Source organism: Mycolicibacterium stellerae, from assembly GCF_003719305.1.
GTDB classification, from domain to species: domain Bacteria; phylum Actinomycetota; class Actinomycetes; order Mycobacteriales; family Mycobacteriaceae; genus Mycobacterium; species Mycobacterium stellerae.
Map to the genome: position 1 here is coordinate 50,837 of NZ_RARC01000025.1, position 23,347 is coordinate 74,183.

19 protein-coding genes are annotated in these 23,347 nt (G+C 63.5%); 3 read left to right on the forward strand and 16 right to left on the reverse strand.

From position 1 onward, the window contains the following. Nucleotides 1-13: 13 nt before the first annotated feature. Nucleotides 14-643, forward strand: coding sequence for a TetR/AcrR family transcriptional regulator (locus tag D6M19_RS24745; RefSeq protein ID WP_123027917.1), 630 nt, complete (start codon nucleotides 14-16; stop codon nucleotides 641-643). A 6-nt stretch (nucleotides 644-649) separates the two neighbouring features. On the opposite strand, the gene D6M19_RS24750 is transcribed toward D6M19_RS24745, so the two are convergent. Continuing rightward, nucleotides 650-1,429, reverse strand: coding sequence for an SDR family oxidoreductase (locus tag D6M19_RS24750; RefSeq protein WP_123027918.1), 780 nt, complete (start codon nucleotides 1,427-1,429; stop codon nucleotides 650-652). A gap of 250 nt (nucleotides 1,430-1,679) precedes the next feature. On the opposite strand from D6M19_RS24750, the gene D6M19_RS24755 reads away from it, so the two are divergent. Beyond that, the gene (locus D6M19_RS24755; protein WP_123027919.1) at nucleotides 1,680-2,195 is read left to right on the forward strand and encodes an Rv2253/PknI dimerization domain-containing protein; all 516 of its coding nucleotides are present in this window, start codon (nucleotides 1,680-1,682) and stop codon (nucleotides 2,193-2,195) included. A gap of 22 nt (nucleotides 2,196-2,217) precedes the next feature. On the opposite strand, the gene D6M19_RS24760 is transcribed toward D6M19_RS24755, so the two are convergent. From D6M19_RS24760 to D6M19_RS24815, 12 genes are all read right to left on the reverse strand, one after another. Continuing rightward, nucleotides 2,218-3,738, reverse strand: a complete 1,521-nt coding sequence (locus D6M19_RS24760; RefSeq protein WP_123027920.1) for an MCE family protein — start codon at nucleotides 3,736-3,738, stop codon at nucleotides 2,218-2,220. Then, a complete protein-coding gene (locus tag D6M19_RS24765) occupies nucleotides 3,738-4,907 on the reverse strand; it encodes an MCE family protein (RefSeq protein ID WP_123027921.1) in 1,170 nt (389 codons plus the stop codon). Before D6M19_RS24765 ends, D6M19_RS24760 begins: the two co-directional genes overlap by 1 nt. Continuing rightward, nucleotides 4,904-6,229: an MCE family protein gene (locus tag D6M19_RS24770; RefSeq protein WP_123027922.1), complete on the reverse strand. Its 1,326-nt coding sequence runs from the start codon at nucleotides 6,227-6,229 to the stop codon at nucleotides 4,904-4,906. Before D6M19_RS24770 ends, D6M19_RS24765 begins: the two co-directional genes overlap by 4 nt. 2 nt (nucleotides 6,230-6,231) lie before the next feature. Then, complete coding sequence (locus D6M19_RS24775; RefSeq protein WP_123027923.1) at nucleotides 6,232-7,308, reverse strand: MCE family protein; 1,077 nt, start codon at nucleotides 7,306-7,308, stop codon at nucleotides 6,232-6,234. After that, the gene (locus tag D6M19_RS24780) at nucleotides 7,305-8,330 is read right to left on the reverse strand and encodes an MCE family protein (RefSeq protein ID WP_123027924.1); all 1,026 of its coding nucleotides are present in this window, start codon (nucleotides 8,328-8,330) and stop codon (nucleotides 7,305-7,307) included. The genes D6M19_RS24775 and D6M19_RS24780 overlap by 4 nt, the downstream gene beginning before the upstream one ends. Next, nucleotides 8,327-9,514: an MCE family protein gene (locus D6M19_RS24785; RefSeq protein ID WP_123027959.1), complete on the reverse strand. Its 1,188-nt coding sequence runs from the start codon at nucleotides 9,512-9,514 to the stop codon at nucleotides 8,327-8,329. The genes D6M19_RS24780 and D6M19_RS24785 overlap by 4 nt, the downstream gene beginning before the upstream one ends. Before the next feature lie 11 nt (nucleotides 9,515-9,525). Continuing rightward, nucleotides 9,526-10,356, reverse strand: coding sequence for an ABC transporter permease (locus D6M19_RS24790; protein WP_123027960.1), 831 nt, complete (start codon nucleotides 10,354-10,356; stop codon nucleotides 9,526-9,528). 25 nt (nucleotides 10,357-10,381) lie between these two features. Then, nucleotides 10,382-11,155: an MlaE family ABC transporter permease gene (locus D6M19_RS24795; RefSeq protein ID WP_123027961.1), complete on the reverse strand. Its 774-nt coding sequence runs from the start codon at nucleotides 11,153-11,155 to the stop codon at nucleotides 10,382-10,384. A 196-nt stretch (nucleotides 11,156-11,351) separates the two neighbouring features. Continuing rightward, nucleotides 11,352-12,479: an NDMA-dependent alcohol dehydrogenase gene (locus D6M19_RS24800; RefSeq protein ID WP_123027925.1), complete on the reverse strand. Its 1,128-nt coding sequence runs from the start codon at nucleotides 12,477-12,479 to the stop codon at nucleotides 11,352-11,354. Nucleotides 12,480-12,763: 284 nt separating this feature from the next. Next, on the reverse strand, nucleotides 12,764-14,017 hold the full coding sequence (locus D6M19_RS24805) for a cytochrome P450 (RefSeq protein ID WP_123027926.1): 1,254 nt from the start codon (nucleotides 14,015-14,017) through the stop codon (nucleotides 12,764-12,766). A gap of 318 nt (nucleotides 14,018-14,335) precedes the next feature. Beyond that, on the reverse strand, nucleotides 14,336-15,817 hold the full coding sequence (locus tag D6M19_RS24810; RefSeq protein WP_123027927.1) for an aldehyde dehydrogenase: 1,482 nt from the start codon (nucleotides 15,815-15,817) through the stop codon (nucleotides 14,336-14,338). 63 nt (nucleotides 15,818-15,880) lie between these two features. Further along, nucleotides 15,881-17,506, reverse strand: a complete 1,626-nt coding sequence (locus D6M19_RS24815) for an AMP-binding protein (RefSeq protein WP_123027962.1) — start codon at nucleotides 17,504-17,506, stop codon at nucleotides 15,881-15,883. Between the two features lie 392 nt (nucleotides 17,507-17,898). Here D6M19_RS24815 and D6M19_RS24820 point away from each other — a divergent pair, with 392 nt between their 5' ends. After that, entirely contained in the window at nucleotides 17,899-18,780 is an 882-nt protein-coding gene (locus D6M19_RS24820; protein ID WP_164478680.1) for an alpha/beta hydrolase, read from the forward strand. A gap of 115 nt (nucleotides 18,781-18,895) precedes the next feature. Here the strand turns inward: D6M19_RS24820 and D6M19_RS24825 are convergent, their stop codons facing one another. The 3 genes from D6M19_RS24825 to D6M19_RS24835 all read right to left on the reverse strand — a co-directional run bounded on the left by D6M19_RS24825 (nucleotide 18,896) and on the right by D6M19_RS24835 (nucleotide 23,337). Next, nucleotides 18,896-20,725, reverse strand: coding sequence for a phosphoenolpyruvate carboxykinase (GTP) (locus D6M19_RS24825; RefSeq protein WP_123027929.1), 1,830 nt, complete (start codon nucleotides 20,723-20,725; stop codon nucleotides 18,896-18,898). Nucleotides 20,726-20,878: 153 nt separating this feature from the next. Then, nucleotides 20,879-22,330, reverse strand: coding sequence for a hypothetical protein (locus D6M19_RS24830; RefSeq protein ID WP_123027963.1), 1,452 nt, complete (start codon nucleotides 22,328-22,330; stop codon nucleotides 20,879-20,881). Continuing rightward, a complete protein-coding gene (locus tag D6M19_RS24835) occupies nucleotides 22,327-23,337 on the reverse strand; it encodes a hypothetical protein (RefSeq protein ID WP_206428627.1) in 1,011 nt (336 codons plus the stop codon). Before D6M19_RS24835 ends, D6M19_RS24830 begins: the two co-directional genes overlap by 4 nt. Nucleotides 23,338-23,347: the final 10 nt, after the last annotated feature.

The following is a 23,347-nucleotide window of genomic DNA, read 5'->3' on the forward strand; positions in this document are numbered from 1 at the left end:
GCGTCGGTTGTCAATGTGCGGTACGGGGTCTTATTGTGGACTTGTGTCTACCCGGGCGTCCTCCGCAATCAAGAAGCCGCCTGCTAAGCGGCGAAACACGCGCCCGGAGAAGACGATCCGCAAGCTGCTGGACGCCACGATCGAGGAGTTGCGCCAGTCGTCGTACCTGGATCTGACGGTGCGGGGGGTGGCGTCGCGCGCCGGGGTGTCACCCGCGAGTGCCTATAAGTATTTTCCATCGAAGAGTGCGCTCGTCGCAGACGCCTACCTTCGACAGCTGCAGGACGTCCCGATGTTCACTGACGTGAACCAGTCAGCGCGTGAGCGGGTCAGCGCCACGTTGCGTGAGATGGCATTCGTCGTAGCCGACCATCCGGAGATGGCGGCTGCGTGCGCAAACGCGCTGATCTCCGATGACCCAGGAGTGGAACCCGCGCGCATGAAGATAGCCGCCGAAGTGGGCCAACGGATTTCGGCAGCCCTGGGACCAGGCTGGCCGCGCGAGGTAGTGACGATAATCCAAATGACATTCAATGGTGCGCTGATCACGGCAAAGGGCGGCTACCTGTCCTACCCGCAAATCGCCGAACACCTAGACGAGGCAGTGCGTCTGATCCTCCGCGCTCCCAATATCAATCCGTGACGTCACCTACGGGGTGTGCAACGGTGCTTCGGGCTGAATCTCGATCTGCGTGATGTTGACCCCTCGAGGCGTTTGCGCGACGAAGGCGACGTTTCGGGCGATGTCAGAGGCCCGAAGGCTGTACGAGTGCCTGCCATGCCCCCAGGTCACCCAGTCCTGCAACATCGCATCGAGCTGATCGAGGGGTAGCCCCCCGCCCATGTTGGTCGAGGTGGGGCCCGGGTGGATTATCGACGCACGGACACCGGTGCCCTCGAGCTCCATCTGCAAGTTCTTCACCATAGCGAGAAGACCGGCTTTAGCCGCTCCGTAGGCGCCCATGTGCGGCCGCTGCAGTAGCGCTGTGTCGGACCCGATGAAAATGATATCGCCCCGTCGGCGGGAGACCATGGCGGGCAGCACCGCCGTTGCGAGACGGTTGGCTCCAATCAGATGGATTTGGATCTGCTCGAGGAAGTCGCCTGTGCTGATGTCGTGGATGCGCCCAGGGGTCATGTCACCCGCGCCCGACACAACCAATTCGATCCCGCCCAGCGCCTCGATCGCCCGCCCGACAAAGTATTTCACCGAGCTGTCGTCGGTGACGTCGATTGGAAAGGCGACCGCTTCTCCACCGTCGTTCCGGATCTGATCTACCAGTTCGGCCAGTTTGTCGATACGTCTCGCGCCAAGGGCGACGGGGAAGCCGCGACGCGCAAGCTCGCGGGCGGTGGCGGCGCCGATACCAGAGGAGGCGCCGGCGACGATCGCCGGCCTGCGAGCGGGCGACGGTTCGAAGCGGGCCATGCCGACTCCTTCGATCCTCAGTGGACGAGACGCAGCACGGCCGTTGCTCACCCTTATAATGGACTTCAGTCCAGATTAGCGTAGCGATCCCATCAGAACAAGCATCCACCTGATATAGGCTCGTACCAAATGATTCCGGCAGGAGGCTACACAGCTCGTGTCCGTGAAACCAACGGACAGCGCTAGTATCCGCCGTCTGAGAATGGCAAATATGGACAGCAGTCCACCACGGCCGCTTAGGAGGGGCGTCATGACCAACACCTCGCAGCGGCGACTCGGCGCAGTGTATTCGGCCGTCGCACTGCTCGGCCTCGGCATGGCGGCCACCGCCGAAGCGACACAGCAGGATTGGGCAATCAACGGCGTTTACCGAGCTACATCGAACGGTGAATGGGCAACGACCAACGACGTGTATCACGACGAGGCGACAGTGGTCAGCCAATGGACGATCAGCTCGACGTGCACCGGTCCCGACGAGTGCACCGGTGAAGTGACGAGCGACCTGGGCTGGCGCGCGTCCATCTACACGACGAACGGCCTCTGGTATGTCAGGCGAACCGTGGAAGGTTGGCAGACATGCGCAGACAACACCGCGTCTGATGGGGCGCAGGTGTACACGTTCTATCCCGTGGATGAGGATGGGCAGGTCGCCCCTGGCTCGGGCATGTTCGCCGGCCAGGACACCACGATCGGTGAAAGCGGTGCGTGCGGAGTGAACCAATGGCTGGCGATTCGCCTGCCATTCACCTTGGCCAGACTGTCATAGTTGGCACGGCGCCCGTCGGGGTCTACCTCGGCAGGAGGTCCGTCCACGACGTTGGCAGCGGACCAGCAAGATTCGATTGGGTGTATCGCTTGCCGTCCGATGCGATATAGCTACCAGTTCGCGGGTCATATTGAGCGTAGGCAACAAGCGGACCCGTCCCGCTGGCGCCACCATGGAAAGCGCTCGGTGTCACCGGTGGTGCGGCGGCGCCGTCCGACGCCACCGGCGGTGGTGGGGCAGTGCCCTCAACCGGACCGTAGATCCCCGCATTGGGGTCGGTAATCCTGCCGTCTGGCGGTACACCCTGTGAGACCAGGTTGGGGTCAAAGGGATTCGGGCCGAGCACGTGCTGGCGCATCGCCAAGGGTTCGTAGGGCAGGTCGCTGTCGCACTGCTGAACTGTTGGCGCCCGCTTTCCCGGGACTGCCATGCAGGGGTAGTTGCGCGCACCGCGCACCGAGATCGGCGAATCCTGAGGGAGCTTGCAATAAAGCCCGTCGGGGGTGTCGATGTCGGTGGTGTCGGCAGGAGAACGCCATGACGAAGGCGGTAAGAATCCGACCGTGCACGCCGGAGGGTCGTTCACGGTAAGGCTGAAGTCGCCCTGGGGAATACCTGTCGGGTTGTTCGTCGGCAGGCCCACGGTCTGGATTGCGGCAACGAATGGCGGTAGCAGAACGAGGATCTGCTGCAGTGACGCGTGATAGGTGACCCCGATCTGTCCGATCGTCGTGAGGTTGGCCAACAAGACGGGCAGGGTTGGCTTGAGTTGCTCCAGCAGTCGCGAAGCTTCTTCGGCGGCGCCAGGCGCCTTCTGCAGCACCGTTCGAATCTCGGGGTCATTCTGCACCACTTGGTCTGAAACGCCGGCGCCACCGTGCGCCCAGGCCCGAATCTCCGCCGATGTCTGCGCTTGTGAGTCAAGAAGCGGTGGGGTGTTCGTGATGAGATTCGCCGTCTGGTCAGCGACACCGTTCACGTCGTCGGCCAGCGACGACGATGAGTCGATCAGCGATCCGAGGTCATAGCCGGCGCCATTGAATGCATCGAACGACTCGTCGAGCAATCCGCGAACCTCGTCACGAGGGATGCTGCCGATCAACGCACTCACCTGATCGAGCATCGGACCCACCTGCTGCGGAATCTTGCTGTCTGCCAACGTGATCACGGATCCGTCGGCAAGGTATGGAGCCGAGTTGGACCGCGGCCGAAGATCCACGTACTGCTCGCCGACCGCCGAAACGCTTCGCACCTCGGCGGTGAGATCGGCTGGAACCCGCGGGTAAGTATTCAGCATCAGCGTCGCCCGCGCCCCACCGGCGACCAGCCTGATTTCTGTGACCTTGCCAATTTGAAGTCCCCGGTAGGTGACGTTGGCGAACCGGTACAGGCCTCCGGCGGCAGGCAACTCGAGCGTCACGGTGATCCGGCCGATGCCCAACAGCGTCGGAAGTTGCATGTAGGAGAATAGCATCACGCCGATGCCGGCTACGGCGGCAATCGTGAAGACTGTCAACTGGATTCGGACGAGTCTGGTCAGCATCAGCCGCCGTCCGTTGGCGGCGTCGAAGGAGGCGTATCCAGCGGCGGCGCGTCCGGCGGCGGCGCAACTCCTACCGACAGCGGGTCGTATGTGTAGTTGAGATAGGAGGGATCACCAGGAGCCGGAACAAGTTGCGCACCTTCCTGACCCCAGCGAGTCCCGAGAAGCAATGTTCGCTTCAGGCGAGGCACGGTGAGGTCGAATACCGTGTAGAGGTTCACGTAGTCGCCTCTGACCGCTCGATCGATGAAGTTCTGATTGAGCGGGAACGTTGTCGCGTATCCGAGCGCCATGTCGAGGTCGGGCCCGACGTCTGCCAGCGAGCGGATTGTCGGCTCGAGATTCCGCAGATTCCGCACGAGGTCGGTTTGCGTGTCGTTGATGAGTCCGGTCGTGGTCTCGCTGAAGGTCGCAAGCTTTTCCAGGGCAGTCGTGATTTGGGGCCGTTGCTTGATCAAGACGTCCAACGCCGGTGGTATCTCGTTGAGCGCCTGCGCGATGACGTCGCTGTCGGCGGCCAATGTGGCGGCCAACCGGTTCAGCCCCTGAATTGCCCGGACGACGTTGTCGCGCTGTTCGTTCAACGTGACCAAGAACGTGTCCAGTCGCGTGATCAGATCGCGGACCTCCTCCTGTCGTCCAGTCAGCGCGGCGTTGAACGAATGAATGATGTCGCCGACCTGCCCCAGCCCACCGCCGTTGACCACGGCAGCCAGCGAGGCCAGCGTCTGCTCGGTTGAGGGATATGTCGATGAGCCGGCGAGCCCGATGGTCTCACCCGGTGCCAGCTGCCCGACAGGCGGTTGGGTAAGGGGCGGGTCGAGCGCCAAATGCATGGACCCGAGCACGCTGGTCTGCCCGACCGTGGCAACGGCGTTGGCCGGCACCACTACTCCGGGCTTCACCGATACCTCGACATCGGCATGCCAGCGGTCAACGGTCATTCTCCCGACGCTGCCGACAACCACATCGTTGATCAACACCGGTGAGTTCGGCTCCAAAGTACCGACATTCGCGAGCTCGACGTGGTAGACGCTGGCTCCGGCGCCGCGACCGACGGTGCCGGGCAACGGTAGAGAGTTCAGCCCTTGGAATGCACATCCCGTCGAAACCAGCGCTGTGCACGCGCCGACGGAAAGTAAGCGGCCGAGATTGCGCCGACCAATCATGGTTGTGGTGCCCCTTCGGTGCTGGGCGGCGGCGGTATGGATCCGGCCGGAAGCAGCAGGTCTGGGACGGCGGCAGGAACGGGAGTCTCGGCGGAGCCCGTGTATGCAGAGATTGCCGGCGGCGTCTCGGGAGGGCCATCGGCCGGCCCACTGCCGCCGGGAGCCAGGCTGGGATCCGTGTAGATGATGTTGCCCGGACTAGCCGATTTCCCCAGATAGGGGTTGATCGGCAGCGGCGGGAAGTTCATGCTCACCGTGTGAAGTGCCGGTCCGAAGTACTGAGCGCACAGCTTCGCCGTCTCGGGAGCAGTCGCGTTCTCGATGGCTCCGATCGCACCACAGATCAGGTGTAATGGATTGGCGAAGTTGATCAGGGAGAACGAGCCGATCCCGCTGCCGGTATCGGGGTTGTAGATGTTGTAGCCGTTCGCCAGTGCATTCGGTGTGATGTGCAAAACGTTCTCCAGGTCCAGCCGATGGTCGACAAGAGTCTGTGTGACGTTGGCCAACCGCTGGACCTGCTCGGAAGTCTTGTCCCGGGTGTTTGCGATGAATCGCTCTACATCGACGACTGCCGTCGACAAGTCCGACACTGCGGCATCGAGGTCTGATCTGTTGTCGTCGAGCACGCTGGAGAGCGTCGCGAGCCGATTTTCGAACTCCACGATCTGTTGATTGCTGTCTTTGAGTGCAGCCACAAACGTGTTCAGGTTTTTCAGGATGTCGACGATGTTGCCGCCGCCTTCGGCGAGTATCCGTCCGACAGCCGACATCTGGGCCAGTGCTGCCCGTAGTTTTTCGCCGTTTCCGTCCATTGCGCTTGCCGCACTGTCGATGAACTTCGCCACGGCCGGCGTGGACACCTCGCTGGTTGGCCCCAATTCCGTTGCCAGGCGCATGATCTGGTCCTTTACCTCATCCCATTCGACGGGGACTGCGGTGCGCTCTGCAGGTATTACCGCCCCGTCCTGCAAGCGTGGTCCTGTCGAGCGATAGGCCGGGGTCAGCTGAACGTAGCGAGCCGAGACCAGGTTCTGCGCAACGATGACGGCTTTGGCGTCAGCGGGCACGGGCACATCGTGAGCTATCTTCATCGTGATCCCGATCTGGGCGCCGTCGGCGTTGATCGAGTCGATCTCGCCGACTTTGACCCCCGAGACGCGTACCTCGTCACCGGGATAGATGGCGGTCGCAGAGGTGAAGAAGGCGGTGACCGTCATCGCACGAAACAGCGACGAATACACCAACAGACCGGACCCGACGACGGCCGATACCGTCAGCAGGGTTGCGGTGACGCGAACAAGAACCTCTCGGCTGATCATCGTCACCCGCCTGGAATTCCGTTCCTGGGAATTGGGATCTCCGCCCGGGGGCCCGCATTGTCTGGCGGCTGCCCGGCGTCGACGCCGCGGCGGAAGCCGAACGCGTAGTCGAGGAAGGGCTGAAGAATTGTGGGGCCCATGAGGTTTCCGACGAAGGCGTTGTAATAGGCACCGTTCGACACGGTCTCGCCCTGGGTGAGTTGGTATTTGGCCAATCCCGGTAACGCCTTTGCGATACTGTCGCGATTCCTCTCGAGCATCGCGGCCACCGAGTTCAACCTGTCCAGGGCGGGCCCCAGCTGTTCTTCATTGTTGGCGACCATCGCGGAAAGCTGCTTTGCTACTGCTGAGACATTGGCCAACAGCATCACGATGGTGTCCCGGCGCTCGGACAGGACGCCAAGAAAGTCGTTGGCGTTGAGGATGAGTGCATTCACCTGCTGACTGCGCTGCGCCAGTATCGCGGTGACATTGCCCGCGCTCGCCAGAAGCTGTTTGAGAGATCCGTCCCTCGAATGGATGGACTGTGAAATTCGCGAGAGGCTGTCAAACGTCGGCCCCAATTGTGGCGCCACCTGATCGATTGTGGCCGCGAGGGTGTCCAGGGACTGGTTCAGCGTGTCGGTGTCGGTGTCGGCCGTATTGGTGGTGAGATCGCTCACCGCGTCCGTCAACGAGTACGGCGAGGACGTCCGCGTCACCGGGATGACGTCCGCGCTGCTTAGCGTCCCGCTGCCCGCCGACTCCACGGTGAGGACCCGCGCTCCCAACACCGTTCCGGTGCGGATATGCGCGGTGGTTTCCGAACCGAGCCGGTACCGGCTGTCGACCGTGAAGGTCACGATCGCATCGCCCCCGTGCAGTGAGACATCCGTTACTGCACCGACTTTCATGCCGGACAGGGTAACCTCGTTGCCCGCGGCGAGCCCACCTGCTTCGGAGAAGACGGCATGGTGGCGAATCGAGATCGCCCATTGCACCAGCCGTTCGGGCTGCAGACCAACGGCGACGACGAGCACGGAGAGGATGACTCCGATGAGCCCCGTTCGGACGAGGTTCTTTCGGCGGTATCGGTTCATTGTGGTTCCGAGCACCTCCCGCCCTCTTGCTTCGTCCAGGGAAAGACCGCGGTACGCCCCTGAAGATCGGTGACCCGAACACTGATGCCGCAGATGTAGTACTGGATGAAGCTTCCGTAGCTTCCGAGGCGGACGAGCTTGTGGTAGTTCGCGGGCGCCTTCTGCAGCGCCGTCTCGAGGCGGATCTTGTCCTGGTCGAGCAACGGCGCCAGTCTGCCGAGCTGGTCGATGGTGCCCTTCAGCGGGGTTCGCGTGTTGGCGAGCAGGTCTGCAATGGAACCCGTGCCATCACTGAGCGCGTCGATGGCTGCACCAATGGGGTCGCGGTCGCGGGCAAGCCCGGTGATCAGCGTCTCGAGGCGTTGGGTCGCCCCCGAAAGCTGTTCGCCATTCGTTGACAGTGTGGTGACCAGCTTGTTGAGATTGTCGATGACATCTTCAACCGCCTGACTGTTGTCGGCCATGGCGGTCGCGAACGACGAGGCATTCGAGAACAGCGACTCCAAAGTTGGGCCCTCGCCTTGGAAGATCTGCAGGAGTGAAGAGGTGAGGGCGTTGACGTCTTGCGGATTGAGCCCCTTCAGAACTGGCTTCAGGCCACCGAGCAGTAGGTCGAGATCAAGTGCGGGCATCGTGTGGTCGAGGGGGATCTGCGCGCCGACAGGCAACAATCGTGTCGATCCAGGGCCGTCGGCCAGCTCGAGGTAGCGATCACCGACGAGGTTGAGGTAACGGATGGCCGCCTTTGTCCCCGTCGTGAGCACGACGGCTCGGTCAGCGTCGAATGTCACCAACACGTTGAGGTCTGGTCGCAGCGACACGTCGGTGACAGTGCCGACCCGAATGCCTGCGACCCGCACGGAATCGCCCGCCTTGATGCGCGACGAGTCGGCGAAGACCGCCGTATAAGCGTAGGTCGACCCCGTTCGCAGCTGCCCGAATGTCAAGAACAGCGCCGCAGTGAGTAGCACCATCGATGCTACGAAGGCGCCGAGCTTCACCCCCGTCCCGGCGCCGGTCATCCTGGCTGCCCGATCTGTGCGGTGTTGCGCGGTGGTCCATCGATGGGGCCGAACAGCAGTTGCTTGAGCCCATCCGAGTTCAGCACGATGCCCTGGTTTCCGTACTCCCATGGGTTGGCCGCCACGTCTGCCACGACATAGGGCGTCCGCTTTCCCGGCGCGACCCGCGGCAGGTCCGTGCACTGCGGACCACCGCTGGCAGCCACCTTCGGCAGATTGGCAGGATAGCGGTAGCGCTCGGCGCCAAGGACGAAGCCAACCATGATCATCGAGCCCGGCAATGACGGCGGTGGTGACTTCGCCAGCGGCAAGGTTCCCGCTAATGCGCAATTGAGCGCGCGGTTGTACTCGTTGGTGAGGTCGGTGGTCGGTGCAAGCAGGTGCACCACATCGGTGAGCGGCTGGCGGTTACTGCTCACGACATCGTTGCCGACATCTGCCAAACCTATTGTGTTGACCAGGAATGCATCCAGGTTGTGCTGCTCCTCGCGAATGGTCCGACTCATCCTCGTAGCATTGGATGCGATCGTCAGGACATCCGGTGCCGCGTCGGCGTATGTATCGAATACTGTTGGCGCGACCTCCAGACCGTGTTGCAGTTGGGCGAATGTCGGCTCCAGCGTGGCCATTAGCGCATCGAGTTGTGACGTGGTCGCGCCGAGCTTGTCACCGCGCCCGTCCAATGCCGATGAGACTGCGCCGAGTGTCTCGTTCAGTTTCATGGGCTCGATCTGGGACAGGACCGAGCCGAGCTGTTGGAACAACGTGTTGTTTTCCACCGTGACGTTGGCCGCCGACAGGACCTGGCCTGCTCGTAGCACGTCGCTCGTCGGCTCCGCAGGCGCGACGAGTTCGACGAACTTCGCTCCGAAGACCGTCGACGCGGCTATGCGAACCCCCACATTGGCCGGAATCAAAGGCAGCTCTGCGGGATCCATCGCCAGGTGCAGGGCGGCTCCGCCGTTTGGTTGCGGTTCGATGGATGCCACGCGACCGACTTCGACACCACGCATCTTCACCTTGGCATCGGGATTCATCACTAGACCGGCGCGCGGCGACACCACGGTTATGGGCACCGTCGGTGTCAGGCCGCCGCGGAACAGTGTGACGGCGAGGGTGATTACGGCGACGAGGGCGGCGATGCTGGATAGACCGGCAAGCAGGCGGATGGCGTTTTGGCTCAATTCGTTCACCCTTATCCCGACAGGTTGAAATTGCCGTCGGCGCCGTAGACGGCGAGCGAGATCAACATCGTCAACGACACGACGACGATCAGAGACGTTCGGACCGCATTTCCGACGGCAACCCCCACGCCTGCCGGGCCGCCGGCGGCGAAGTAGCCGAAAAAGGTATGAATCAGCAAGATGCTCAACGCCATGAGCACTGCCTGCAAGAAAGACCAGATGAGATCGGTCGGGTTCAGAAACGTCGTGAAGTAGTGATCATAGAGGCCGCCGGACTGCCCGAAGATGACGACCGTGGTGAACTGGCTAGCCAGGAAGGACAGGATCACCGCGATCGTGTACAGCGGTGCGATGGCAATCAGACCCGCAATGATCCGGGTACTCACCAGGTACGACACAGGTCGAATCGCCATGCTCTCGAGGGCATCGATCTCCTCGTTGACGCGCATGGCGCCAAGCTGCGCGGTCACGCCGGCGCCGAAGGTTGCCGCCAATCCGATACCAGCGACCACAGGTGCGGTGATTCGCACATTGATGAATGCCGCAAGAAATCCCGTCAGCGCCTCGACGCCGATATTGCCCAGGGAGCTGTACCCCTGGATGGCAAGCGTCCCCCCCGCCGCGAGCGTCATGAACCCGACGATGACCACTGTCCCGCCGATCATCGCCAACATCCCTGTGCCCATGCTGATCTCAGCGATGAGGCGGATGACTTCGCTGCGATAGTTGGTCGCTGCGAACGGCACGCCAGCGATCGCTCTGAGGTAGAAAAGAGTGTGATCACCGATGCCGCGGACCGCAGCGACCGGCCGTTCGACTTCTCGACTCAAACGGGGAAACATCGTTCGCGCGGTCACACGTGTGTCCTCAACTGCTTGTCATCCGGATACCGATGGCGGTGACGACAACATTGACGGCGAAAAGCGCCATGAATGCATACACGACGGCCTCGTTGACGGCATTGCCGACTGCCTTGGCCCCGCCCCTGGTCACCGACAACCCTCGATAGCAGGCGACCAGGCCGGCGATCAGGCCGAACAATGCGGCCTTGACGCATGAGATCGTCATTTCGGGGATGCCCGTGAGCAGGGTGATGCCGCCGGCGAATGCACCGGGGTTGACGTCTTGCACGAAAACCGAAAACACATATCCGCCAAGTATTCCGATGGTACAGACCAGGCTGTTCAGCAGCAGAGCGACCAGGCCTGATGCCAGCATTCGCGGAGTCACCAGCCGTTGCACCGGGTTGATTCCGAGCACCTCCATGGCTTCGATCTCTTCGCGAATGGTGCGCGCTCCCAGATCGGCGCACATCGCAGTAGCTCCCGCCCCGGCGACGATCAAAACGGTGACCATTGGTCCGACCTGAGTTACCGCACCGAACGCGGCGCCGGCGCCCGACAGGTCCGCAGCGCCCAGTTCACGCAGCAGGACGTTCAAGGTAAAGCTCACCAGCACCGTGAATGGGATAGCCACCATGAGGGTTGGCGCCAGTGAGACCCGTGCCACAAACCAAGCCTGCTGAGCGAACTCCTTGCCCTGGAAGGGACGCCGGAAGACATGGCCGACGGCCTCAGCCGCCATGGCGAAGAAGCCGCCGATTGCTTGCATTGGTTGGGCGAGCCGGTCCGCCTGTAGCATCACAGGTAACGACTTGTTTCACTGCTCGGGCGGAAATCGTGGTCGCCGCCAGTGCTTTTCGAATCCTCGGGTCGAAATTCGGTGAGCATCCCGATGGTCACTTCCTCACGGTAGAGCGAACTCCAGCTGAGTCCTCGACGAGTCTCACCCATTGGCACTGCACGTTCACGCACGCGGCACCCAGTCCAGTGGTCGGTTACCTGTCGGCGTCGGTGAACCGAATGATGCCCCGAATGTTTCGGCCCGCCAGCATATCTCGGTATCCATCGTTGACCTGCTCGAGTGCGTATTCGCGCGTGACCATATCGTCGAGGTTGAGTCTTCCCGCCCTGTACAGCGACAGCATCAGTCCGATGTCGTATTGCGGATTGCCGCCGCCAAAGAGGCTGCCCTTCAACGTCTTCTGCAACAGGCACAGCATCGATGTGTTCAGTGTCGTTTGGTCTTCGGTCATCGCACCCATCGCGGTGAGCACACACGTGCCGCCCTTGGCGGTAATGCCCATGTATTTGTCGACGTCCTGACCTTTGAGCTCGCCCACCGTCACGATCACTTTTTTGCACATCCTGCCCGCGGTGATCTCGGCGGCACCGGCCGTCGCGGCTTCGATGGTGGCAAAGCCGGCCGAGGCGCCGAACTTCACCGCCTGATCCCGTTTCCATTCAACCGGTTCGACGACGAGGACATGGCGTGCACCGGAGTTGACCGCTCCCTGCAACGCAGCCATGCCAACTCCGCCCAACCCGACGATTGCAACGTCCTCGCCTGGGCGCACATCTGCGATGGTCGTCGCCGACCCGTATCCAGTCGGGACGCCGCAGCCGACAATGCACGCCAACTCGAAGGGGATCGCGGTGTCGATCTTTACCACCGACATTTGGTTCACCACGGCGTAGGGCGAGAAGGTGCCGAGCAGACACATGGGGAATGCATTACGGCCATTGGCGGTGACGCGGAAGGATCCGTCTGATGCCGACGCGCCGCCCAGCGACAGTGCCCCCAGATCACAGAGGTTGTGCATTCCCTCGCGGCAGGAAGGGCATTGGCCGCACGAAGGCACGAATGACATGACAACGTGGTCACCGACTTCGAGGCCGCGAACGCCGGGCCCAGTCTCGGTGATGATGCCCGCACCTTCGTGGCCGCCGAGGACGGGAAATCCCGCCATGGGAATCGCGCCGGTGACCAGGTGATGGTCGGAGTGGCACATTCCAGCCGCCTCGATCTGGACCTTGACCTCGCCCTCACGTGGGTCACCGATTTCGATCTCTTCGATCGACCATGGTTCGTTGAAGTTCCACAGGATCGCGCCTTTGGTCTTCATGCCACCTCCGTCCAGGTCCCAATGTTTCGTGTCGTTGACTGGTGCGTGTCCGCAGCGTCCGACGACGCCTCGGGGAGGCGTCGGATCGTTCAGTGAGCTTAAAATAGACTGTGGTCCAGAATAAACCAGATGTCTTCGGCTGGCTAGTGTGCTACGAAAATTGCTGTCCAGCAGTGTCTTATCGAGGGTATTCAATGCCAACCGGATGCGTGCTGGCGGTCAACTAGGCGCAACTACTGGACTGAAGTCCATTTTGGATTTCTTCGGGTACGGCACCCAGCCGTCTAACCCGGCGCCGTACCGTAGTCGACGGGCAGTTCGAGAATGGAGTGCAGCCAAGCCGAGGGCTGACGAACCGGCGGACCCGTCATCGTGATATCGGGAACAACGTCTGCGATCGCATTGAACACCAGCTCGAGGCCCAATCGAGCGAGGTTGGCTCCGACGCAGTAGTGAGCGCCGTGACCACCGAAACCGACGTGAGGATTGGGATCCCGGAGGATGTTGAACGAAAAGGGCTGGTCGAATACATCTTCGTCGAAGTTCGCTGACCCGTAGAACATTCCGGCGCGCTGCCCCTTCGCGATCCGGACGCCACCAAGCTCGAGATCACACCTGGCTGTGCGCTGAAAGACGTTTACGGGGGTGGACCATCTGACGATCTCGTTGATAGCGGTGGCCGGCCGTTGCCGTTTGAAGATCTCCCATTGATCGGGATTCTGCAGCAACGCCATCAGCCCCAATGTTGTAGCGTTGCGGGTTGTTTCGTTTCCCGCAACGGCCAGCATGAGGACGAAGAACCCGAATTCGATTTCCGTCAGCGACTGTCCGTCCACATCGGCCTGCACCAAAGTGCTGATGATATCGCCTGTCGGGCAGCTCTTCCGCTTTTCGGCGAGTTGGTAGGAGTAACCCAGGATTTCGGCCGTCGCCTCGGCAGCCCGCTGCGTCGAGACGTCGGGATCGTCGAACCTCGTCATCGTGTTGGTCCAGCCGAAGAGGTCGCGCCGATCCTCCTCTGGCACACCGAGAAGATCGGCTATCGAAAGCAGCGGGAGTTGCATGGCGATGTCGGCGACGAATTCGCCGGTGCCCTTTTCCGCTGCTCGCGTCACGATGCGTCGGGCTTCTGCTTCCAGCCGCGGTCGAAGCGCCTCGATGGCCCTGGGAGTGAACATGCGGGAGATCAACTTCCGAAGCCTGGTGTGTTGCGGCGCATCATGGTTGACGAGTAGCGCCTTCGACATTTCAATCTGCTCGGGCGACGCGTCGTCGGTAAACCGGATGTTCACCGTGTTGTCCCAAGTCGACCACTGGTCGCTGCGCAAGGACATCTCACGGACGTGCTCATGCTTTGAGACCACCCAGTAGCCGCCGTCGCGGAATCCGCCGCTCCTTTCGGGGGGCTGCGCATTCCACCAGACGGGGGCGGTTCGCCGGAGGCGGGCGTACTGCTCGACCGGTCGACCGCCGAGCATGATGTCGGGATCGGTGAAGTCGAAGCCGCTTCCGAACGGACATTGGCTGGCTGATTGCATAACCGGTCTTCGCCTTCTCACGATCGCTGAGGGTCAGGACACCCGATGCTAAGCGCGAGGCCCTAACCGCGACCGCACGCGGTTTCGGTGGATGAAATCGACTCACGTAGCCCCGATATGACGGCCTACGTTTCCCCAAGATCGAGGCCCCGTGGATAGCGCGGACCGGTCAACGAGCAGAGGAGGTCGCGAAGCAGGCCCTAGGCGAGCAGGATTACGCCTTCGTCAAAGTCTCCGAGGTCGCGGCCGAGCAGCTGGTCGAACAATCCATCGCGGAATGTCCTCGGGCCGCGGTGTTACCCGAAGGCTGAGAAAGGTTCAGATCTGAGGTACATAGCCGAACGGGAGTAACAGGCTCTTGTGCTCGCAGTACGCTTCGATGCCCTCAGGACCGCCTTCGCGCCCTAACCCGGAATTTTTGTAGCCGCCGAACGGTGCACCGGGATCAAACGCGTACATGTTCACCGCGTAGGTTCCGGTGCGGATCTTTCCCGCGATCTGCACCGCGCGAGCGAAGTCGGTGGTCCACACGCTGCCCGCCAGTCCATACACCGAGTCGTTGGCGATGCGGATCGCATCGTCCTCCGTGTCGTACGGGATGACGGCGAGTACCGGTCCAAAGATCTCTTCCTGCGCGATCGTCATCGAGTTGTCCACGTCGGCGAACACCGTCGGCTGCACGAACCAACCGCCCTCGAGTCCTTCGGGTCGCTCGCCACCGGCGACGAGGCGGGCACCCTCCTCGATCCCTGTGCGGATATAGCCTTCAACGCGGTCGCGTTGCTTCTCCGAGATCAGCGGACCGATCGCCGTGCTCGAATCATCAGGCAGGCCGACCGGCAGCGCGGACACGAAAGTTGCGATCCGATCCACGATCTCGTCATACCGCGACCGTGGCGCGAGGATCCGGGTCTGGCTGACGCACACCTGGCCGCAGTTCATCATGCCGGACAGCACCAACATGGGTAGCGACGCGTCCAAGTCGACGTCTGCACAGATGATCGCAGCGGATTTGCCGCCGAGTTCCAACGTGCACGACTTCAGCTTCTCGGCAGCCAGCATGCCGATCTCCTTGCCGACCTCGGAACTGCCGGTGAACGAGAACTTGTCCACATCGGCATTGCCGGTCAGTGCCCGGCCTGTCTCGATACCGCCGGGCACCACCGACAGCACCCCCTCGGGAAGGCCCGCCTCGGCGAACGCCTCGGCTAACGCGTTCGTGCTGAGCGGCGTCTCGGCGGCAGGCTTGAGCACCACCGTGCAGCCCGCCAGTAAGGCGGCGCCCAGCTTGTTGGCGGCAAGGAACAGGGGTGCGTTCCACGCCACCACCGCAGCGACCACGCCGACCGGCTCACGCGTCACCAAGGTTTGGCCGTAGATGCCATCTCTGATCTCGCGCCAGGTGAACTTGTCTGCCGCACCCGCGTAGTACGTGAGCGCGGTTACCGCAGAACCGAATTGCGTCAGGTCGATGGTCATCGCGGGCTGCCCCGTCTCCAGCCTCAGCAGGTGCTTGAACTCGTCGGCGCGCTCCTGGATCAGCTTGACCGCCGCACCGATGACCGCGGCGCGCTCGGCCGGCGGCGTGCTGGGCCAAGGGCCTTCGTCAAAGGCCTTGCGGGCCGTCGCGCAGGCCGCCTTCACATCGGCCTCGTGCGCCAGTGGCACTTGACCCACCTTTTCGCCGGTCGCCGGCGAGAACACCTCGATGACATCGGCCGTCGACGGTTGCACCCATCGACCGCCGATGAACAACGTGTCGTATTCCGTCTGTGGTTGTGTGGTGTTGTGTTCGACCATGGCGAGCGACAGTAGGCGATGGGCCGCCGCAATTGGCGATCGAGACCACTGGGTAGAACCCGGCTATGTCCCAACCGCCACATCGGATTCGCCGAAGATGCTCTCGGCCCACTTGTAGTCGGCCTTACCCGCCGGAGAGCGCTGAACGGTAGGCACGACGGCCAGGCGTCGCGGCACCTTGTATCCAGCCAGCGACTGCCGGCAGTGCTCCTGCAGCTGCGGAAGCCCGACGGGCGGAAAGTCCGGGCGCAGCGACACTACTGCCGCGACGGTTTGCCCGAGCCGCGGGTCCGGTACGCCAACGACGACTGCATCGGTGACGGCGGGATGGCTGTGCAGGCATGCTTCGACTTCCTCGACGTAGACCTTCTCGCCTCCGGTGTTTATGCACTGCGACCCGCGACCGAGGAACACGATGGTTCCGTCGGATTCGACAATTCCGGCATCGCCGAGGACCGCCACGCGCCGCCCGTCGGCCAGGGTTCGAAAGGTTCGATCGGTCTTGTGCTTGTCCTTGTAGTAGCCCAGCGGAAGATTTCCGACTCGAACGATCATGCCCACCGTCGTTGAACCCGGCGCGAGCGGTTCAAGGTCGTCGCCGAGTACCGAGACCGACGGCGAGGGGGACATGGCGAGGCTTCCATCGGGCCGCAGGGTCATCTGCCCGTCGTTTCCGGACTCCGATGCGCCAAAACTGTCGATCAGGGCAAGTTCGGGTTTCACGGCCAGAATCCTGGCCCGAACACCTTGGGACCACACCGCTCCTCCGGAAGTCACGGCCACCAGTGGCGACAGGTCGACGTCGGACTGCAACTTCGACATCGCTTCTGCCAGAGGCGATCCCATCGCGTCTCCGACAATCGTGACGACGTTGACCTTCTCGTAGCCGATTGTCCACACGAGCTTCTCGGCATCGAATGAACGTAGTAGGACGACGCGTCCACCTTGCAAAAAGAGGCTGAACATTGCATACAGCGCCGATCCGTGAATCAACGGCGCGACCACGAGTACCGAAAGCTCCGCGGACTGCTGCGATGCCGCAGCTATCTCTTCGAGGCTCTTTCGCGCCTCCCCCCAGGGGTTACCGCCCGAGAGCGGGCGGTGAAAGAAGTCGTCGTGACGCCACATCACGCCCTTCGGGAACCCAGTGGTCCCTCCCGTATAGAGGAGGTAAAGAGCGTCGCCGGACCGTGGGGTGAAGTTCTGTTCTGCCGAATGCCCCTCGGGATCGAAAAGCACGACGTCGACCCCTGCGGCACTGGCTGCCGTCGCAAGTCCGTTCCCGACCGCCTCACCGACGACGAATACCGTCTTGAGAACAGGAAGATCATCGATGATCTCGGCCAACCGGTCCTGGTCATCCAGTTCTTCGACCAGAATCGCTGTCGCATCGGCGTTCTCGAAGATATAGAGAAGCTCAGCCGCCGTGTAGCGGTAGTTGACGTTGATCGGCGAGCAGCCGATCTTGATCAGGCCCAGAATGGATAAGACGTGCTCGACGCTGTTACGCAGGAAGAGCGCCGCGTGTTCCCCGGCCCTCATCCCGTTGTCGGTGAAGAGGTGCGCGACCTGGTTGGCCTTGCGGTTGAGCGTCTCATACGTGAGGTGCTCGCCTTCGCATGTGAGTGCCGTTCTTTCTGGCACGGCGGCCGCAACCGTCTCGAAGATGTCTGCGAGGTTGAACGACACGACCCGCTTTCCTTCCCTTCCCCGGCTTGCCACGCCCCGGTGCCCACGACAACGATGCGACTTCGGCCGAGCATGCCTGATCCCGGCGGGCCGCCGACTCTTCGGTCTCACTGGACGGACAGAACCCGCGCCCCGGTTAGGCCAGCGATGCCCGATTGCCTTGTTCGGTGGGACCGCCGACTGGTCCGGGCGACGGTCCTTGGCGCCCAGCGGATTTCGGATGCGCGATACGGCATGAACCGACGCATGTTCAGTTCCATCGACACCGAGTCTTGACGATGTACGAACGGCGTGTGCGCGTGGTTCCAGAGGATGAGACCGCCATCGGAACGCATGAGGTCTGTCGTTACGATCGAATCCAGATATGGAGGCGGCGGAGTGACGGGCGAGCTATGAGCGCCACCATGCGGGGCCTGGAGAAGGTGTTGCGGCTGAGCCGCATCCGCGACTGGCTGGTGACCCAACGCAAGATCGAGAGTTGGGCCGCCAATCCGCGCCGGCCGTATTCCGGCCGACCGGGGCTGCTGGTACGCATGAAGGCGGACGTGGCGCGAAACGACCTCGCCGGCTGGCCCGTGTATGAAATGACCCCCAAATTGCCTGCTTCGTCCCAGGTTGACGGCCACTTGCTCTATCTACATGGCGGTGGTTACGTGCTGGACCTGGTAGGCGCGATGCACCTTCCATTCATCGCCAAAGCCGGCGTGGACTTGCGTCGCACCGTCACAGTGCCGATCTATCCTCTGGCGCCTGAGCACACGTATCGCGAGGCGTACCGCTTGCTGCTCGACGTGTACCGACGGATCCTGACTACCCATGATCCGAAATCGATTGTGTTCATGGGTGATTCAGCGGGCGGCGGGCTTGCGCTCGGCCTGTGCCACGCTGCGCGCGAAGTCGGCATGCCGCAGCCCCGCGATGTGGTCCTGTTGTCGCCGTGGCTGCACGTGGGCTTTCCATCCCCTGACGTGGCGGCTGTCGCGGAGATCGATCCGATACTGAACCTCGAGTTGATGCGTGAGGTGGCCGCCCGGTATGCGGGGGGCGATCCGCTTGATCATCCGCTTTTGAGTCCGGCGGCGGGACCCCTTACTGACCTGCCGCGAGTCACCATCGTGACAGGCACGCACGACCTGCTCAATCCCGATGCGAGGGCATTTCGCGATCGAGCTCGCGACGAGGGTGTAGATATTGGCTGGTATGAGATTGACGGTGGGATCCACGGGTGGTTGAGCAAGGATGCGTGGCGTTACGTTCGCGGCGTTCTCGGCTAGTTTTCTTCCCTGACTGGTCAGGTGCGACGGCCGAGCAGACGCAAAAGTCCCCGAAACCTGGGTGATTCGGGGACTTTTGCGTCTGCTCGCGGTAGAAGGTGACTCGCGCTGAGAACTACTCGGCTTCGGCGAGGCGGTGCTTGAGGGCGTCGAACTCGTCCTTGATGCCGGTCGGCAGCTTCTCGCCGACGAACTCGAACCACTCCTCGATCAACGGGATTTCCTCGCGCCACTCGGCGGCGTTGACCGCCAGCGCCTCGTTGACGTCGGCCGGGTCGACATCCAGGCCGGACAGGTCCAGGTCCTCGGCGGTCGGCACGATGCCGATCGGCGTCGTCTTGCCGCCAGCCTTCTGCTCGATGCGGTCGATGATCCACTTCATCACGCGGCTGTTCTCGCCGAAGCCCGGCCACAGGAAGCGGCCGTCGCCGCCGCGACGGAACCAGTTGACGAAGAAGATCTTCGGCATCTTCGACTCGTCGGCGTTCTTGCCGATATCGATCCAATGCGCGAAGTAGTCGCCGACGTTGTAGCCGAGGAACGGCAGCATCGCCATCGGGTCACGCCGCACGGTGCCGACCTTGCCTTCGGCGGCCGCGGTCTGCTCGGAACCCAGCGTGGCGCCGATGAAGACGCCGTGCTGCCAGTCGCGGGCCTGCGTCACCAGCGGGACCGTGGTCTTGCGGCGGCCGCCGAACAGGATCGCCGAGATCGGCACGCCCTGCGGGTCGTCCCACTCGGGAGCCAGGGTCGGGCACTGAGACATCGGGGTGCAGTAGCGCGAGTTCGGATGCGCCGCTTTGCTTTCGGTCTCGCGCAGGATCCAGTCGTTGCCCTTCCAGTCGACGAGGTGGTCGGGCTCGCCCTCGAGGCCTTCCCACCACACATCGTTGTCGTCGGTCAGCGCGACGTTGGTGAAGACGGTGTTACCGGCGGAGATGGTCTTCATCGCGTTCGGGTTCGACGACCAGTTGGTGCCCGGCGCGACACCGAAGAAGCCGAACTCGGGGTTGACGGCGTACAGACGGCCGTCCTTGCCGAACCGCATCCACGCGATGTCGTCGCCAACGGTCTCGGCCCGCCACCCGGGGATGGTCGGCTGCAGCATCGCGAGGTTGGTCTTGCCGCACGCCGACGGGAACGCCGCGGCGATGAAGTACGACTTGTTCTCCGGCGAGATCAGCTTGAGGATCAGCATGTGCTCGGCGAGCCAGCCCTCGTCGTGCGCCATCGCCGAGGCGATCCGCAGCGAGTAGCACTTCTTGCCAAGCAGCGCGTTGCCGCCGTAGCCCGAGCCGAAGCTCCAGATCTCACGGGTCTCGGGGAAGTGGCTGATGTACTTGGTGTCGTTGCAGGGCCACGGCACGTCCTTCTCGCCCGCCTCCAGCGGGGCACCGATCGAATGCAGCGCCTTAACGAAGAACCCGTCGTCGCCGATCTTGTCCAGCGCTGCCTTGCCCATCCTGGTCATCGTCCGCATCGATACGACGACGTACTCGGAGTCGGTGATCTCGACGCCGAGCTTGGGGTCTTCGGCGCCAAGCGGGCCCATGCAGAACGGCACCACGTACATGGTGCGGCCGCGCATACAGCCGCGGTACAGGTCGGACATGATGCCGCGCATCTCGCTCGGGTCCATCCAGTTGTTCGTTGGGCCCGCGTCGATCTCGCGCTCGGAACAGATGAAGGTGCGCGATTCCACGCGCGCCACGTCGGACGGGTCAGACAGCGCCAGGTAGGAGTTCGGCTTCTTTCTCTCGTCGAGCTTCCTGAAGGTGCCTGCCTCCACGAGCTGCTCGCACAGCCGGGCGTCCTCCTCATCGGAGCCGTCGGCGAACACCACCCGGTCGGGCTGCGTCAGCTCCGCGACCTCTTGGACCCAGGCGAGCAGGCCCTTGTGCGTAGTGGGTGCGGTGTCCAGACCGGGAATGGTCGCTGACGTCATCACAATCTCCTGCGTAGGTTTTTTGTGCCAGGACGCAGGTCAATCGCGCCACTGGTGCTTGTCTGCCCTGTAATAGAGGTTAACGCGGGTGACATACCCTTAGTAAATCGGATCTATGTCCGATCACTCACAGGAACGATTCAGAAGACCTGATCACACCCCTGGTCCACCCGCCAGCTCCGCGCGCACGGTGTCCAGAGCCCTCTGCAGGGCGGGCAGGCGCCGATCCCTCAGCGCCGCGGCCCTCGCGGTCGCGACGGCATGCTCACGCAACTCGGCATCGATTTCGGAAACCTGACCGGCGGTCACTTCCGCCTCGGCCTCGTCGCGCCGCGCAAGGTCGGCGGTCAGCGTGGCTTCAGCGGCCAGCACCCGGGTAGCGACCCGCTCCTCGAGCGTCGACTGCAGCGTCGCGGTGACCTCGTTGATCCAGCGGTCCAGCACCGCCCGATCGCTGAGCAGCCCGCGCATGCCGACCACCCACACGGTGAGCAGCAAACCGACCACGCCGCCCGCCACCAGCCCTGCGATCGTCAGGCCGGGAGCAAGTCCGGCGAACAGCCTGCTGACGCCAAGCGCGACGCCGAGGCCGAAACCCGCGCCCAAAACCATCATCAACCGGGTCTCCAACCGGCGCGACTTCAGCGGTGGCGGCGGCACCGTCGACCGCGGTGGGGGCGCGGGCGGCTGCGGTGCGGTCAGTTCGAGTTCGGTCGCGACGTCCGAAAGATGCGCGGTGACGCCGGCTTCCACCTCGCCGACGACTTCGTTGACCCGGGTGCCGACGTAGGTTTCGAACTCCGGCAGCCGACGTCGCGTCATGGCGGACGCATCCTCTCCCAGCTCCGACCGCACCGAGGTGCACCGGTTGCGGGCGAAGTACGCCAGCTGCACCCGCGCCTGCTGGATCTGGCTGCGCAGTGCGATGGTGCGCTCGGACTTGGACACCCTGCGCTCACGCTGGACAGTGTCGCGCCGTTCCCGCAATGCCGTCACCCGTGCCTGCCGGTCGGCGCCCGCGCCGTCCTTGTCGTGCCGCGATATCGCGTTGCGCAGTCGAGACTCCCACGCCCGCAGCCTGTTTCGACGCTTCACATCGACATCGTCGAGGCGCGAAGCCAGCAGCTCGACGAGCTCGTCGACCGTCGGTTCGCCCATATCGGGCGTCGCAGCGACACCCACCCACGGCACATCCAGGTAGCGCTCGGCGTGGGCGCCGAGGCGGGAGCGGTCCTCGGCGAGCACATCGCGCCAATTGCGGTGGACGTCGATCTTGGACACCGCACCGATCACCATGTCGGTGTGCCGCGCGGCGACATCGATTAAGGCGTAATCGGATTCAGCGATCGGGGCCACCGCGGACACCACGAACACGACCGCAGCCGGGGCCTCGGCGGGCTTGATGTCTTCTGCTTCGACGAACTCGTGCTCGGGCAGTCGGTCCCGCAACGCGGCAATCAAACCGGTCGCACCGGCCAACCACGGCCCGGTGACGAGCACGACGTCGCGACTCTGCACACCGGGTGTGCTCAGGCCCGGATCGACGCCTGCCACAAGTGCGTCGACCGCGGCAACCGGGTCACCCGCCTGATCGACGTCGGTCACCGGGCCTCCACCCGCCGCAGCAGCCTCAGCGAGCCGCGACAGATATCGGCGCCGCACTGCCGGTGGAGGCGGTTCACGGGTCCACGGCTGTAGCGATACCAGTGCAGCGCCCTGTGCAGGTGCGCCGACGGCTCGTCGCCGGTGTCGACCGGGATACCGGCGGCCGCCACCACGTCGACGGCGGCGGCCATCACGGCGATGACGGCGTCGTCGCAGGCAAGGAACTCGGCCAGGGCGGGTGGGCCGCTCGCCGCCATCGTGTGCAGCGCGACCAGAGCCGTGCGCACCCGCCGGTATCGCACCTCGGCGCCCACCACAGCCAGCCGCGCCAGCACGCGGTCGAGCCGGCTGAGCCGGCGCATCACAGCGGGCAGCGCGACGGCTTCGGTGCCCTGCTGCAGCGCGAGCACGCCGTGGGCGATGCCGAACAGGTCGAGGGTGTCCAGAAGCCGTGCGCGGACGTTGAGCGGCACGCTGTGCCCGGCGGCCAGGAAGCCGTCGGTGGACGTCAGGTCGGCGGGCTCGGACGTCAGCGTGCGCAGTGCGGCGACGAGATCGTCGTCGAGCGCGGCGACGGCAAGCAGTCCCACCATCGACACCGTCGGCACCCCGGTCAGCGCCGAGATCTCGGCGGCCCGGCGGTCGGCAACGGCGATCGGGCCGCCCGCCGCCCCGAAACCGGCCAGGTCCGCCTTGTTCAGCACCATCAGCGTCGGGCCCACCCCCAGCATCGCCCGGTCCTCGGGTTTGAGGGCCTCGGCGACGACCACGACCTGCACATCGGCGCCGATGTCGTCGTCGGCGACCGAAAGCCCGGCTGCGGCGAGAGCGGCCGCCACGGTCCCCCGACCAACGCCGTCACGCCCAGCAACCGCAACCCGCAGCGGCGCGTCAAGCTCGCCGATGAGCGCGGTCAGCCGCGAATCATCCGCTCGCCGCGCGAACCGAGTCAGCTCGTTGGTGAAAATCTGATGGCCTTCCCTGTTCGCCGTCTCGCGCACGCGCATGCCCTCGTCG